The 13,505-nt window shown below is 33.8% G+C and carries 14 protein-coding genes; 12 read left to right on the top strand and 2 right to left on the bottom strand.

Annotation, left to right across the window (positions count from 1 at the left end; translation table 11 throughout):
• Position 1 precedes the first annotated feature (1 nt).
• The gene (locus DPN68_RS04290; RefSeq protein ID WP_133256565.1) at positions 2–463 is read left to right on the top strand and encodes a hypothetical protein; all 462 of its coding nucleotides are present in this window, start codon (positions 2–4) and stop codon (positions 461–463) included.
• A 1-nt stretch (position 464) separates the two neighbouring features.
• On the top strand, positions 465–1,268 hold the full coding sequence (locus DPN68_RS04295; protein ID WP_113988419.1) for a YoaK family protein: 804 nt from the start codon (positions 465–467) through the stop codon (positions 1,266–1,268).
• A gap of 61 nt (positions 1,269–1,329) precedes the next feature.
• On the opposite strand, the gene DPN68_RS04300 is transcribed toward DPN68_RS04295, so the two are convergent.
• Entirely contained in the window at positions 1,330–1,785 is a 456-nt protein-coding gene (locus DPN68_RS04300; RefSeq protein WP_113988420.1) for a DinB family protein, read from the bottom strand.
• An 81-nt stretch (positions 1,786–1,866) separates the two neighbouring features.
• Between DPN68_RS04300 and DPN68_RS04305 the strand changes: the two genes are divergently transcribed.
• From DPN68_RS04305 to DPN68_RS04355, 10 genes are all read left to right on the top strand, one after another.
• Positions 1,867–2,217 (top strand): arsenate reductase family protein, encoded by a 351-nt coding sequence (locus DPN68_RS04305; RefSeq protein WP_113988421.1) that lies wholly within the window; start codon positions 1,867–1,869, stop codon positions 2,215–2,217.
• Entirely contained in the window at positions 2,217–3,095 is an 879-nt protein-coding gene (locus tag DPN68_RS04310) for a DMT family transporter (RefSeq protein ID WP_113988422.1), read from the top strand. Before DPN68_RS04305 ends, DPN68_RS04310 begins: the two co-directional genes overlap by 1 nt.
• Before the next feature lie 91 nt (positions 3,096–3,186).
• On the top strand, positions 3,187–4,047 hold the full coding sequence (locus DPN68_RS04315; RefSeq protein WP_113988423.1) for a YicC/YloC family endoribonuclease: 861 nt from the start codon (positions 3,187–3,189) through the stop codon (positions 4,045–4,047).
• Positions 4,048–4,477: 430 nt separating this feature from the next.
• Positions 4,478–5,050, top strand: coding sequence for a guanylate kinase (gene gmk, locus DPN68_RS04325; RefSeq protein ID WP_113988425.1), 573 nt, complete (start codon positions 4,478–4,480; stop codon positions 5,048–5,050).
• Between the two features lie 95 nt (positions 5,051–5,145).
• On the top strand, positions 5,146–5,727 hold the full coding sequence (gene nadD / locus DPN68_RS04330; RefSeq protein WP_113988426.1) for a nicotinate (nicotinamide) nucleotide adenylyltransferase: 582 nt from the start codon (positions 5,146–5,148) through the stop codon (positions 5,725–5,727).
• 26 nt (positions 5,728–5,753) lie between these two features.
• Positions 5,754–6,302, top strand: a complete 549-nt coding sequence (locus tag DPN68_RS04335) for a hypothetical protein (protein WP_113988427.1) — start codon at positions 5,754–5,756, stop codon at positions 6,300–6,302.
• Between the two features lie 77 nt (positions 6,303–6,379).
• On the top strand, positions 6,380–7,546 hold the full coding sequence (locus tag DPN68_RS04340; protein ID WP_113988428.1) for an iron-containing alcohol dehydrogenase: 1,167 nt from the start codon (positions 6,380–6,382) through the stop codon (positions 7,544–7,546).
• A gap of 359 nt (positions 7,547–7,905) precedes the next feature.
• Positions 7,906–8,901, top strand: coding sequence for an NAD(P)H-dependent glycerol-3-phosphate dehydrogenase (locus DPN68_RS04345; protein ID WP_113988429.1), 996 nt, complete (start codon positions 7,906–7,908; stop codon positions 8,899–8,901).
• 193 nt (positions 8,902–9,094) lie between these two features.
• On the top strand, positions 9,095–10,072 hold the full coding sequence (locus DPN68_RS04350) for a TerC/Alx family metal homeostasis membrane protein (protein ID WP_113988521.1): 978 nt from the start codon (positions 9,095–9,097) through the stop codon (positions 10,070–10,072).
• 23 nt (positions 10,073–10,095) lie between these two features.
• Entirely contained in the window at positions 10,096–10,662 is a 567-nt protein-coding gene (locus tag DPN68_RS04355; protein WP_113988430.1) for a hypothetical protein, read from the top strand.
• 65 nt (positions 10,663–10,727) lie between these two features.
• Here the strand turns inward: DPN68_RS04355 and DPN68_RS04360 are convergent, their stop codons facing one another.
• Positions 10,728–13,502, bottom strand: coding sequence for a GH92 family glycosyl hydrolase (locus tag DPN68_RS04360; RefSeq protein WP_113988431.1), 2,775 nt, complete (start codon positions 13,500–13,502; stop codon positions 10,728–10,730).
• Between the last annotated feature and the right edge of the window lie 3 nt (positions 13,503–13,505).

A 13,505-nucleotide genomic window follows, 5' to 3' on the forward strand; every position in this document is an offset into this window, starting at 1 on the left:
CATGAAAGTTTGGTTCAAATATTTGGCTTTTTTTGGTATTGGTTTACTGGTATTCTTAACGCTTCTAAGTGTGGCAAAAAATCCGGAACTCATTATTGAAGGAGAATGGAATGAATTAGCTTGGGAATACGAAAAAGTGGATAAAAAAGATTCCGTACACAATGAATATGAAGGAATTTCCAATTATGTAAAAGAGACTATTGGTCAAGATTTAGTTATTCATAAAGCTGAAAAATGGCAGTTTTTACCCAATGGAATTTTATTGCTTAAAGGTGAAGATTATACCAAAGAAGTAAACTGGTGCATGAAAGGAAGAGGAAATATTTTAGAAATAAAATATGACGACAATAGTGTAGAGCACTACAACTTAACAGAACTATCAGACGATAAACTGATTTTAAATTTCGACACGGATACACACACGCGAGGAATTGCTCGCCTAACATTTGAAAAAATAAATTAATATGCTAAGAAAATATAGTAATAGTCGATCACTTTCCGACAATATTAAGCTCGGAACACTAACTGCATTTACCGCAGGAATGGTGAATATTGGGTCGCTATTGTTGTTCTTTTCTTTTTCATCTAACGTTACGGGGCATTATGCTATTTTGGCTGCAGAAATTGTAAAAGGAAATTTCTACCAAATTGCCGTAGTTTTTTCATGGATTTTCTTGTTTTTCTTTGGAAGTTTTACTTCTAATTTAATGGTCATTCATTTCAACAAGAAAAACACGTATTTTGCTCATGCTTTGCCATTAATTTTGGAAATACTTTGTTTGTTAACCGTTGGAATTTACGGTCAATATTTCTACAAGGAAACATTAGTAGAAACCGAATTGCTTTTAGCACTAATGTTATTTGCCATGGGTTTACAAAACGGATTAACCGCAAGTATTTCAAATTTTACAGTTAAAACAACACACTTAACCGGAACTACAACCGATTTAGGAATATTGTTTTCCATGTTCACAAAAGCCGAATACCGAAACAATCCAGCATTAGTTGACAAGGCAAAATTATTGTTGTCAATTGCAATTTCGTATGTAGCTGGAGCTGTAATTGCCGGTTTTACTTATATGTTTTTGGGTTTCAAAATGTTCTACGTGGTGAGTGGTATTTTGGTGGTAATCATTTTTTATGACTTGTCTAAAATTCGAATCAAAAAATACCTCAAATACAAAAGAGCGGCCAATTTTACCATAGAAAATGTAAAAGGATACATAAAAATTGAAAAAGAAGAAAAAGAAGAATCAATAGCTTCCTAAAAAATGTTTTTTGTTTTTTAAAAGCCGAATCATCGTATTTATAGATGTTCGGCTTTTTAATTTAAAGGTATTTCTTAATCGTCATCATGATTCCCAAATGAATTCCTTCATGATAATTGTTAAATTCCATTGCTTCTTTCAATGTGCCTAAATAAAAACCAGTTTTGGTTTGATACGGATGAAATTCTTTGAAAACTCCAGATTCAAAATCGACCTTAGTTTTTTTAACCATTTCTGATAGTAATTTCTTGATTTCATCTACTTCAATTTGTGAAGTTTTTCCATTTGGTCGTGAACCATTTTGGTATTTTTCAAAAAGGGAATCTGAAATATGCATCGGCAAGCCCGATAAAGCATAAACCAATTTTTGCTGCGAAACAATAATGTGACCAATGTTCCAAATTAAATTATTACTCATTCCTTCTGGAATTGTATTCAATTGTTCTAATGAGTAATTGTCTAAAAAAGTTTGATATAATCCGCGGCTGGTTTCCCAAATTCTGAAAGTTGCTTCCATTACTTAATTTTTTTATAAAATTACTGATTTTTAGAATTCAAAAGGCTGTATTTTTGTCACAGAAAATATAAAATAAATGCAATGAATAAAATATACTATTTGGCATCTTGTGATACCTGCCGAAAAATCATCAAATCACTTCCAAATTCCAATAAATTAACGTTTATTGATATTCGTCAAAACCCAATTTCGGAAAGCGAATTAGAAGAAATGTACCAATTAGCGGGGAGTTACGAAGCACTTTTTAGTAAAAAAGCACAATTGTACAAATCGTTAGGCTTAAAAGACAAAAATTTAACCGAAGCCGATTTTAAAAAATACCTTTTAGAACATTATACGTTTTTGAGTCGTCCTGTTTTTATCATAGATGGTAAAATTTACATTGGAAATAACCAAAAAAACATTCAAGAAGTAATTACTGTTTTAAGCTAATGTCAAAGAGAAGTTGGGCTTTATTTGCTGCTACTTTGGTTTCCATCATTTATGGCGTAACTTTTACAGTTGCCAAAGATGTGATGCCCGAATTTGTTGATGCTTTCGGATTTATTGTGATGCGCGTTGGAGGTTCGGTGGTATTGTTTTGGTTGGTTTCATTTTTTGGCCCAAAAGAAAAAATTGATTTAGCCGATTTCCCTCGAATTATTGCTGCTGCTTTTTTTGGAGTAGCTTTAAATATGTTGACTTTTTTTAAAGGATTGAGTTATACTTCGCCCATTATGGGAGCCGTTTTGATGGTAACAACGCCAATGATTGTTCTCGTTTTATCCGCAGTCATCATGAAAGAACGGATGGAAAACCGAAAAATATTGGGAATCATTTTAGGCTTAGCTGGAACTGTAACGTTAATCCTTTACGGAAAATCAATGGTCAATGCCACCAATGCTACTTTAGGAAATATTTTAGTTTTTGTAAACGCCGTTTCGTACGGATTTTATCTGATTATTGTAAAGAAATTGATGGATAAATACAACGCTTTCACTTTCGTTAAATGGATTTATACTTTCGGATTCTTGATGGTATTACCTTTTGGTTGGAACGAATTTCAAGCCGTAAATTTTACTGTTTTACCAATAGATATTATCTGGAAAATCGGTTTTGTAGTCGTGTTTTCGACTTTCTTAACGTATTTGCTGAATTTAGTTTCCATGCGTGAACTAAAGCCAACAACCGTAGCGGTTTTTATTTACTTACAACCCGTTTTTGCTACCATTTTTGCCGTAAGTTTAGGAAAAGACGATTTGAGTTTGGTGAAATTACTTTCGGCGGTGTTGATATTTGTCGGCGTTTATTTGGTAACCCAGAAAAAGTAGGCAGTCTCAGTTGACGGTCACAGTATAGGACTGAAAACTGCGACCGTGACTGAAAACTTTTTCATATCTTTGAAGACATTTTTATAAAATTATGATACAATCCATGACGGGTTTTGGGAAAGCTTCTTTGCAATTACCAACCAAAAAAATTACCGTAGAAATCAAATCGCTAAACAGTAAAGGTTTAGACTTAAATACACGTATGCCATCGGTCTTTCGTGAAATGGAGTTGGGTTTACGCAATCAAATTTCGCAGCGTTTAGAACGTGGAAAAGTAGATTTTTCGCTTTATGTAGAAGTTACTGGCGAGGAAACAACTTCCAAAATCAATGTGCCAATTGTAAAAGGCTACATTAACCAAATGAAAGCCGTTATTCCAACTGCAGATGAAACGGAATTAATGAAAATGGCCGTTCGCATGCCCGACGCATTAAAAACCGAGCGCGACGAAATCGATGAAAACGAATGGAAACAAATCCAAACCGTGATTGATGAAGCCTTGGAAAACATCGCGAATTTTAGAAAAGATGAAGGTGCTTCTTTGGAAAAAGAATTCCAATTGCGTATCGGAAACATCAATAATTTAATGAACGAAGCCGTTTCTTACGATGCCGAACGCGTGGAAACCGTAAAAACGCGTTTACGAACTGCTTTAGACGAACTAAAAGTCAATGTTGATGAAAATCGTTTCGAACAAGAATTGATTTTTTATTTAGAAAAATATGATATTACCGAAGAAAAAGTGCGTTTGGGCAACCATTTGAACTATTTTTTAGAAACACTGAACGGGACAGAAGCTAACGGAAGAAAATTAGGTTTCATCACCCAAGAAATGGGAAGAGAAATCAATACCATGGGTTCTAAATCCAATCATACCGAAATGCAAAAATTGGTAGTGATGATGAAAGATGAATTGGAGAAGATTAAGGAGCAAGTATTAAACGTTTTGTAATCAGATTAAAATGGGGATTATTTTGTTGTTTTATTATATAGTGATTTTAGCCGTATTAGTTGTAACTTTTTTGCAAATTTTTCTTTTTAGGAAAGAAATCAATTTTAATAAAACAATAGTTTACAGTTTTTTAATATCAATTTTATTTTTATTGATTACCTATTTAGTCTATGCAAACTCTAAGGAAGTTTATGCTTTTGGACCATTTTTTCTGATTCCGTTTATTACTATTGTTATTCCTTTTGGTTTGGGTAGTATTCTAAATTTGGGTAGTATTCTAAAAATTATAAATCAGGAAAATTTAAAAGTTCTTTCCCATTCATTATTGATAAGCATTATAGTTTCAACTATAATAATGGTTATTTTTAATGAACACCTAGATGTAATTGAAAGGTTTAACTTGGAAATTTATTATTAAACAAACAACACCATGACTAAAGGAAAATTATTAGTATTCTCTGCGCCATCTGGTTCAGGAAAAACCACTATAGTACGACATTTATTAGCCCAACCCGATTTGAATTTAGAATTTTCGATTTCGTGTACCACACGTGCACCTCGTGGCGAAGAAGTAGATGGGAAAGATTATTATTTCATCTCTTGGGAGGAATTCAAAAAGCATATTAAAGCGGAAGATTTCGTGGAATGGGAAGAAGTTTATACCGATAATTTCTATGGCACTTTAAAAGCCGAAGTAGAACGCATCTGGGCTCTAGGAAAACACGTAATTTTTGATATTGATGTAGCTGGCGGACTTCGCATAAAGCATAAATTTCCAGAAGAAACCTTAGCCGTTTTCGTAAAACCACCAAGTGTGGATGAACTAAAACGCCGTTTAAAACAACGTTCCACAGAAAGCGATGACAAAATCAACATGCGAATTGCAAAAGCCCACGTAGAATTAGCCACCGCACCACAGTTTGACATTGTAATCAAAAATTACGATTTGGACACGGCAAAAGAGGAAGCGTATCAGTTGGTGAAAGAATTTATAAATAAATAAAAGTATAGCACAAAGTCTCACTAAGTTTTGCACCAAGTAGCATAAAAAACTTCGTGAAACTCTGTGTAAAACTTCGTGAAATTCTGTGTAACAAAATGAAAATAGGTCTGTATTTCGGAACGTTTAACCCCATTCATATTGGGCATTTGATTATTGCCAATCACATGGCGGAGCATGCTGATTTGGATCAAATTTGGATGGTTGTTACGCCGCACAATCCGCATAAAAAGAAAAGTTCGTTGTTAGATGATTACCATCGATTGCACATGGTGCATTTGGCGGCAGAAGATTTCCCAAAAATCCAACCTTCGGATATCGAATTCAAGTTACCGCAGCCGAATTATACCGTAAACACCTTAGCGCATTTACAAGAAAAATTCCCGAAACACGAGTTTTCATTAATCATGGGCGAAGACAATTTGAATTCGCTTCACAAGTGGAAAAACTACGAAGTCATTTTGCAAAACCATGATATTTATGTCTATCCAAGATTAAACTCTGGAGTCTTAGACGAGCAATTTGTCAATCATCCAAAAATCCACCGAATTGGCGCTCCTGTAATTGAATTGTCATCAACATTCATTAGGGAAAGCATTAAAAAGGGTAAAAATGTAGTGCCAATGTTACCCAATAAAGTTTGGGAATACGTGGAGCATAATTTGTTTTATAAGAAATAAATAAAATTATTTAGATATTATTCAATATGAATACAAATTTTGAAAAACAAATCGAAAATTTACCCAAAAAGGGAAATTCATTAAAAGATAAACTTTTCAACAAAGATTACTTTTTGCGTTCTACAGAATTTGGTATTTCAACAATTAATAAAGAAGAAATTATTTTTGCTAATAAAAAATCAACTCTTGGTAATTTTTTATTAGCAGGAATCGCTGCTGTTTTTGTTACATTAAGATTTAAAGAACCAATAGTTATTTATTTCATTATAAGTATTATAGTAATTGTGATGATACTTGGATATTTTTTCACATCGAATAGAAAGAATAAAATCATAAAAATAAATTTACTAGGTATTGAAATTGAAAACATAACATTTTTATGGAACGATATTTATGATTTTGGAGTATTAGTAAAACCGAGTAGATATATTACTTATTATGAATTGATAATTTTTTCAAACTCTAAAGGTAAAAAGGTTTTTAATTTGTTTAGCTTTCAAAATGACAAGGACGATATTATTAAAAATTTAAATTACTTCAAAAATAAATTTGAGTCTAATAAAACAGACTCTTAACATTCCTTTACCAAAAATTCCACCTTACATTCCGTAACTTTGTCAATATGCTGAACTAAATTCAGCAAGACAATACTATGAACAATTTTGAATTATACAATCCTGTAAACTATGTCTTTGGAAAAGGACAAATCGCTAAATTAACTGATTTAGTTCCAACAAATACTAAGATTCTGCTTGCTTATGGCGGTGGAAGTATCTTCAAAAATGGTGTTTACGACCAAGTGAAAGCCGCTTTACCGAATCACGATATCGTAGAATTTGGCGGCATTGAACCGAATCCACGTTTTGAAACTTTAATGAAAGCCGTTGAAATTATTCGTGCTGAAAAAATTGGTTTCATCTTAGCTGTTGGTGGCGGAAGTGTTATTGATGGTGTGAAATTTATTTCGGCAGCTGTAAATTTCGAAGGAGATGAAGCCGATATTTTGAAGAAACGAATCTTGTTTAAAGATGTTTCTAAAGTGATTCCTTTTGGAACAGTTTTAACGTTACCAGCAACGGGTTCGGAGATGAATTCGGGCGCTGTGGTTACCATTGAAGCTACACAAGAAAAATTAACTTTAGGTGGAAGTGCTTTGTTTCCAGTTTTTTCCATTGTAGATCCAACAGTAATTATTTCGTTACCAAAAAGACAATTGCAAAACGGTGTTGTAGATGCGTTCACACACGTTATGGAGCAATACTTGACTTATACTCATGACGCTTTATTACAAGACCGAATTTCGGAAAGTATTTTACAAACGCTAATTGAAATTGGTCCTGATGTAGTCGAGAATCCGAGTGATTATAAATTGGCTTCCAACTTTGTTTGGAGTGCTACCATGGCTTTGAATGGGCTAATTCAAAAAGGCGTTCCTTCGGATTGGGCAACACACATGATTGGTCACGAATTAACGGCTTTGTACGAAATTGATCATGCTAGAACACTGGCTATAATTGCTCCGAATTTGTACAAAGTGATGTTCGATACTAAAAAAGACAAATTAGCGCAATACGGTCAACGTGTTTGGAACATTCAAGGCGATTCAACCGAAGAAATTGCTGAAAAAGCGATTGAAAAAACAGTTGAATTCTTCCACAAAATGGGAATGAAAACCAAAATTTCAGAAAACGCAGCAAACTATGAAAACACTGCTGATTTCATCGTAAATCGTTTTGAAGAAAGAGGTTGGAAAGGTTTGGGCGAAAAGCAAAACGTTACGATTGAAAAAGTTAGAGCTATTGTAGAAATGAGTTACTAGTTTATTTTATTGTCACATTGAGCGTAGTCGAAATGTTTCTTTATCAAGAGACTTGGATTTCGATAAAGCCTGAAAAGGTATTTTAAAACCAAAAAGCGTTCAAGGAAACTTGAACGCTTTTTTACCAACCCAAATTAAAAATAGATAAACCCAAACTATTTTATGGTAGATTTAGTTAAACTAAACATGAATCTGAATTGATAACGACAGTTTTACTTTTAAAATTGTATGTTTGATATATAATAAAATGTTAAAATTTAATTGACAATTGCTTAAGTATTAATTTTATTGCACTTCCCGAATTTTTTAATACTTAAAATATTTATATATCTTTGAGGTTCTCTAAATTAGAAAAAAACATGGAAAATCAACCCAAATTTGCTGTTATTGGAGGAGGAAGTTGGGCAACCGCTATAGCTAAGATGTTGTGTGAAAACCAAACAGAAATTGCTTGGTACATGCGAAGCACGGCTGCTATTGAACATTTACAAACACAAAAACACAACCCTAACTATTTGAGTTCGGTTGAATTTGATACGAATCAATTACGTTTAACAAGCAATATCAATGAAGCCGTTGCCTTTGCGGATTATGTTATTTTTGCGATTCCGTCTGCTTTTTTAGGAGGCGAATTGGAAAAACTTACTGAAAGTTTAGAAAATAAAATCATTTTTTCTGCTATTAAAGGAATTGTTCCAGAAACAAGCTTAATTGTTGGGGAACATTTTCATATTCATTATAAAATTCCATACGAAAATATTGGTGTAATTACGGGTCCGTGTCATGCGGAGGAAGTAGCATTAGAACGTTTGTCCTATCTAACAATTGCTTGTGGCGATGTTAAAAAGGCAAAAACCATGGCCAAAAACCTGAGTAGTGACTATATCAATGCCAAAACATCCGATGACATCATTGGAACAGAATATGCCGCAATGTTGAAAAACATATACGCCATCGCAGCCGGAATTGCTCATGGTTTAGGCTACGGCGACAATTTCCAATCGGTTTTGATGAGTAATGGTATTCGAGAAATGAAAAAATTCATTCAAAAAGTGCATAAAATGAAACGTAATATCAATAATTCGGCGTATTTGGGCGATTTATTGGTTACGGGTTATTCAGTTTTTTCAAGAAATCGTATGTTTGGAAATATGATTGGTAAAGGGTATACGGTAAAATCGGCTCAAATGGAAATGAGTATGGTAGCAGAAGGTTATTATGCTACGAAAAGTGCTTACATGCTGAACCAAAAGTATGGAGCCAAAACACCAATTATAGATGCCGTTTACAGCATTTTATATGAAGGAAAAGAACCTAAAAAAGTATTTAAAAAATTAACTGAAAAATTAGATTAAATTTTTTTTAATTCAACGTTAGTAATAAAAACAAGTTTATTTATTTGAATATCAGATAGTTAACTTGTTTTTTTGTTTTTTGCGTTTTATTGTAAAGTGTTGATTTTTAATTGTTTAACAATAGTTTCCTTGGTGCAATTTTCTTTATTTACATTTGACAAATTTTTGACCCATGTATTTTCTTCAAACCAATGTGGATAGTTTAATCAACCATCCTGGAATTATTACTGTTTTTACAATTGCAATTATTGCGATGTTGATTTTAGATTTAGGCGTTCTAAATAAAAAAGGTCATGTGGTTTCCAATAGGGAAGCGGCGATTTGGTCTTTTATTTGGATTTCACTTGCCATGGGATTTAGTGCTATTATTTACCATTATATGGGCGTTGAAAAGTTCACTCAATTTCAAGGCGCTTATTGGATTGAAAAAGCACTTTCGGTTGATAATTTATTTGTGTTTATTTTGGTTTTTGGTTATTTCAATGTAGCGAAAGAACTGCATCATAAAGTATTGTTTTGGGGAGTTTTAGGTGCGTTAGCTTTTAGAGCTATTTTTATTTTCTCTGGAGTTTGGTTACTAAATTATACCTATTTACCTGAAATGGAACTTTTCGGACAAACGGTCAAAGTCAATTATCTACTAACTATTTTTGGAATTATTTTAATCGTTGCTGGTTTTAAATCTTGGTTTAGTGGAGGCGAAGATGATGGAAACAAAGATTTCTCAAAAAGTCCAGGTGCTAAAATTGTACATAAATTTTTTAAAGTAAGCGATAATTATGACGGTGATAAGTTCTTTACCATTAAAAACGGTGTAAAAATGGCAACACCCTTGTTTGTTGTGGTTGCTATCATTGAATTCACAGACTTACTTTTCGCAGTGGATAGTATTCCGGCTATTTTTGCCATTGCACCAGATGATCCGTTTATTTTATATACTTCCAATATTTTTGCGATTCTTGGCTTACGTTCGTTGTATTTCTTGTTAGCTAACTTCATGTACATGTTCAGTCGTTTGCATTACGGATTAGCGCTAATATTAGCCTTTATTGGTGTTAAAATGTTGATTGCGCCGTTTTATCATATTTCGTCGCCAGTTTCGCTTTCGGTTGTGGGTGGCGTTTTAGTGCTTTCGGTTTTAAGTTCGATTTTATTTCCAGTTAAGGATTAATTGCTTATTTTTAACAAAAAAAGATGCGATTTATTTACAGTATATTTTTGTTTTTCATGTTCCAATTGGGGTTTGCTCAAAAGGAATCAGGTGCAAAACAATTTTGGAATACATTAAAACAACACTGCGGAAAAACGTTTGAAGGAACAATAACCGCTGGAGCAACCCCCAATGATCCTTTCGTAGGAAAAAAATTAGTGATGCACGTAAGAAGTTGCGAAGAAAATCGAATTCGCATTCCTTTTTTTGTGGGCGATGATAAATCTAGAACTTGGGTTTTGACTTTTGATAATGACCAAATCCAATTAAAACACGACCACCGCCATGAAGATGGTTCGGAAGATAAAATCACACAATACGGCGGAAAATCGCCTAATTCAGGTTTGCCAAACATTCAATTTTTTCCTGCTGACCAATTTACTGCGGATTTAATTGGTTATGCTTCAACCAATGTTTGGTGGATAACTTTAGATGAAAAAAGCTTTTCGTACAATTTGAGACGCATTGGTTCTGATCGCGTTTTTACTGTAACTTTTGATTTGCTAAAACCCATTGCTACTCCAGAAGCGCCTTGGGGTTGGAAAGAATAATATTAGGGTTTAAATAAAAAACAAATTCCAATAATCGACTAAATTATTGGAATTCGTTTTTTTGATTACTTCACTTCAATTTCATCAATAAAAATAAACGCTTCCCCATCAAATGGAAATCCTTGATGCCAATCTGGTAATTTACCGAAGTTTTTCGCAATAACTTTTACGTATCTTCCAGAAGTATTCAGCTTTTCGGTTAATTTTTGGGTTTGCACTTCATAATCATTCGCTGGAATCGTATTGGCAATAGTAGCTACTTTTTGGAACGAAATATTATCTTCAGAAACATAAAAACTCACTTCTGTTGGCATCACAATCCAAGCTCTCGTGTCTTGCAGGAAGTTGGCGCTAATTTCTTGAATATTTTTCTTGGTTTGCAAATCTACAACCGCTTCAAAATCTTGGGTTTGGTAGCCTTGCCAATCGCCTTTTCTCCAGTTTTCGCTGCCGTAAATGCCGTCTAATAAACCATCTGGGCCACCAGCATGATATTGTGGATTATAAACCGATTTGATGTTGATAGTATAATTGTTAGGTTTTTTGAAAAATTGAGCGGAAACGGTTTTGCTTTGCCCTTCGTTTGTTTTTACATAAGCTTCAATAGTTGAAGTTTCTAAAATTTCGATTGGACCTTCGTATTTAATCCAAATTGGTTTATCCAAATGCGCTTTTTTAAAGATATAAAAAATTTCATCCTTTGGATTTTGAGATTTCAATTCAATCTTCAATTTATCTTTAAATGCTTTACTTTCCGCTTGAATTACTGGAACGGGAATTATCGTTGGAAAAGATTTTTTTGGAATTGAAGTAATTTTAAAATCCCCTGATTCATTATAACCAAGTACTTTTTTATTAGTTCCATAATCTATCACAACTTTATCAAAAATCCCTTTTGTTAAATCAAATTTATCAATTCCCGGTGTAACCTGATAAATCCCCATCGCACTCAACACATACCAAGCACTCATTTGACCGCAGTCTTCATTTCCAATTAAACCATCTGGCGTATTGGTATAAAAATTATCTAAAATATAATGTACTTTTTCTTTAGTTTTTTCTGGTTTGCCAATGTAATTATACAAATAAGCTACATGATGACTCGGTTCGTTTCCGTGAGCGTATTGGCCAATTAATCCCGTAATATCCACTTGATGACGACCTGAAGTTTCGCTTACGCTATTGAACATTTCGTCTAATTTGGCTTCAAATTTTTCATTTCCGCCGTAAGCTTCAATCATACCTTGAATATCTTGCGGTACAAAAAACGTGTATTGCCATGCATTGGCTTCGGTGTAATTATTGTTTACTTCTTTTGGATCGAAAGGTTTGTCCCAACCGCCATTTTTCTTTGGTTGGATGAATTTGTTATCCCAATTGAACAAGTTTTTCCAGTATTGCGAACGTTCCATGAAATATTGATAATCTTCTTGCTTTCCTAACAATTGCGCCATTTGGGCAATACACCAATCATCATAAGCATATTCCAACGTTTTAGAAACACTTTCATGTTCGTCGTCAATAGAAATAAAACCTTGTTTTTTGTAAGCATCTAATCCCAAATGGTCTAACATTGCGGAATGTTTAGAAGCTTTATAGGCTTTTTCGTAATCAAAACCTTTAATGCCTTTCACCATAGCATCCGCAATTACAGAAACGGAATGGTAACCAATCATACAATCGGTTTCATTGGAAGCCAATTCCCAAACCGGTAATCTGCCGCCTTGTTCGTATTGTTTGATGAAGGTATTGATGTAATCTGCTGTTCGTTTTTTATCAATCAAAGTGTATAATGGATGCGCTGCTCTAAATGTATCCCAAAGCGAGAAAACCGTATAATAATCAAATCCTTCGGCAACATGAATTTTGTTGTCTCTACCACGATATTTTCCATCCAAATCTTGCGCTATGTTCGGTTGCATCATCGTGTGATATAAAGCCGTGTAAAAAATCGCTAATTTGTCTTTATCATTGGAAGTGACTTCAATTTTTGATAATTCTTTATTCCAAAGTGCAATAGCATCCTGATGTACTTTCTCGAAATTCCAATGTTTGATTTCGGAGCTGTTAAGTTTTGCGCCTTCATAACCTGTTGGAGAAAGCGCGACTTTCACTAGGATTTTTTCTCCTTTTTTGACTTGCTTCGAAAAACTTAAAGCCAATTCAACACCTTCGTAAACTTTTCCTTCGCTTTTATAATTGGTTTTTTCTTTGTTAATTTTCATTGGAACACTAAACTCAATTCGAGCAAAAACATATTGATTGGTTGCCCAAGCTTCGCTTCTTCTTAAAACTTCAATGGTTTTGTCATCAATCACTCGAATTCTTCCTTCCAATAATTTATCGCGGTGATTCAAATCCAAAATAATATTAGCTTGGCCCGCTTTATTAAACGTATATTCATGAAAACCAACACGAGTTGAAGTCGTTAAACGCACATCGATATTGTGTTTATCTAATTTCACAGAATAAAATCCAGCGGAAGCTTTTTCATTGGCATGAGAAAAAGTAGAAGAATACACTTTATTGTCAAACGAAGGTTCGCCCATGGTTGGCATCAACATAACATCACCATAATCCGAAACACCGGTTCCGTTCAAATGCGTGTGCGAAAATCCATAAATCAAATTATCCGAATAATGATACCCGCCACAGCCATCCCAACTGCCATCGATTCTGGTGTCAGGAGAAAGTTGCACCATTCCATAAGGCACGGTTGCTCCAGGAAAAGTGTGTCCGTGACCGCCAGTTCCAATAAATGGGTTGACATGTTTGGCGTAATCTTGCGCTTGGGAAATAGTAGTAGTTAAAAAGGCTAAAGCAATAAGAAATGGTTTCATGTT

Source organism: Flavobacterium tibetense, assembly GCF_003293845.1.
Lineage (GTDB): Bacteria > Bacteroidota > Bacteroidia > Flavobacteriales > Flavobacteriaceae > Flavobacterium > Flavobacterium tibetense.

Coding starts and splice junctions, on each gene's coding strand:
- DPN68_RS04360 (WP_113988431.1), bottom strand. CDS start 13,502: ATGAAACCATTTCTTATTGCTTTAGCCTTTTTAACTACTACTATTTCC.
- DPN68_RS04305 (WP_113988421.1), top strand. CDS start 1,867: ATGAATAAAATATACTATTTGGCATCTTGTGATACCTGCCGAAAAATC.
- nadD (WP_113988426.1), top strand. CDS start 5,146: ATGAAAATAGGTCTGTATTTCGGAACGTTTAACCCCATTCATATTGGG.
- DPN68_RS04355 (WP_113988430.1), top strand. CDS start 10,096: ATGCGATTTATTTACAGTATATTTTTGTTTTTCATGTTCCAATTGGGG.
- gmk (WP_113988425.1), top strand. CDS start 4,478: ATGACTAAAGGAAAATTATTAGTATTCTCTGCGCCATCTGGTTCAGGA.
- DPN68_RS04310 (WP_113988422.1), top strand. CDS start 2,217: ATGTCAAAGAGAAGTTGGGCTTTATTTGCTGCTACTTTGGTTTCCATC.
- DPN68_RS04295 (WP_113988419.1), top strand. CDS start 465: ATGCTAAGAAAATATAGTAATAGTCGATCACTTTCCGACAATATTAAG.
- DPN68_RS04335 (WP_113988427.1), top strand. CDS start 5,754: ATGAATACAAATTTTGAAAAACAAATCGAAAATTTACCCAAAAAGGGA.
- DPN68_RS04345 (WP_113988429.1), top strand. CDS start 7,906: ATGGAAAATCAACCCAAATTTGCTGTTATTGGAGGAGGAAGTTGGGCA.
- DPN68_RS04315 (WP_113988423.1), top strand. CDS start 3,187: ATGATACAATCCATGACGGGTTTTGGGAAAGCTTCTTTGCAATTACCA.
- DPN68_RS04290 (WP_133256565.1), top strand. CDS start 2: ATGAAAGTTTGGTTCAAATATTTGGCTTTTTTTGGTATTGGTTTACTG.
- DPN68_RS04340 (WP_113988428.1), top strand. CDS start 6,380: ATGAACAATTTTGAATTATACAATCCTGTAAACTATGTCTTTGGAAAA.
- DPN68_RS04300 (WP_113988420.1), bottom strand. CDS start 1,785: ATGGAAGCAACTTTCAGAATTTGGGAAACCAGCCGCGGATTATATCAA.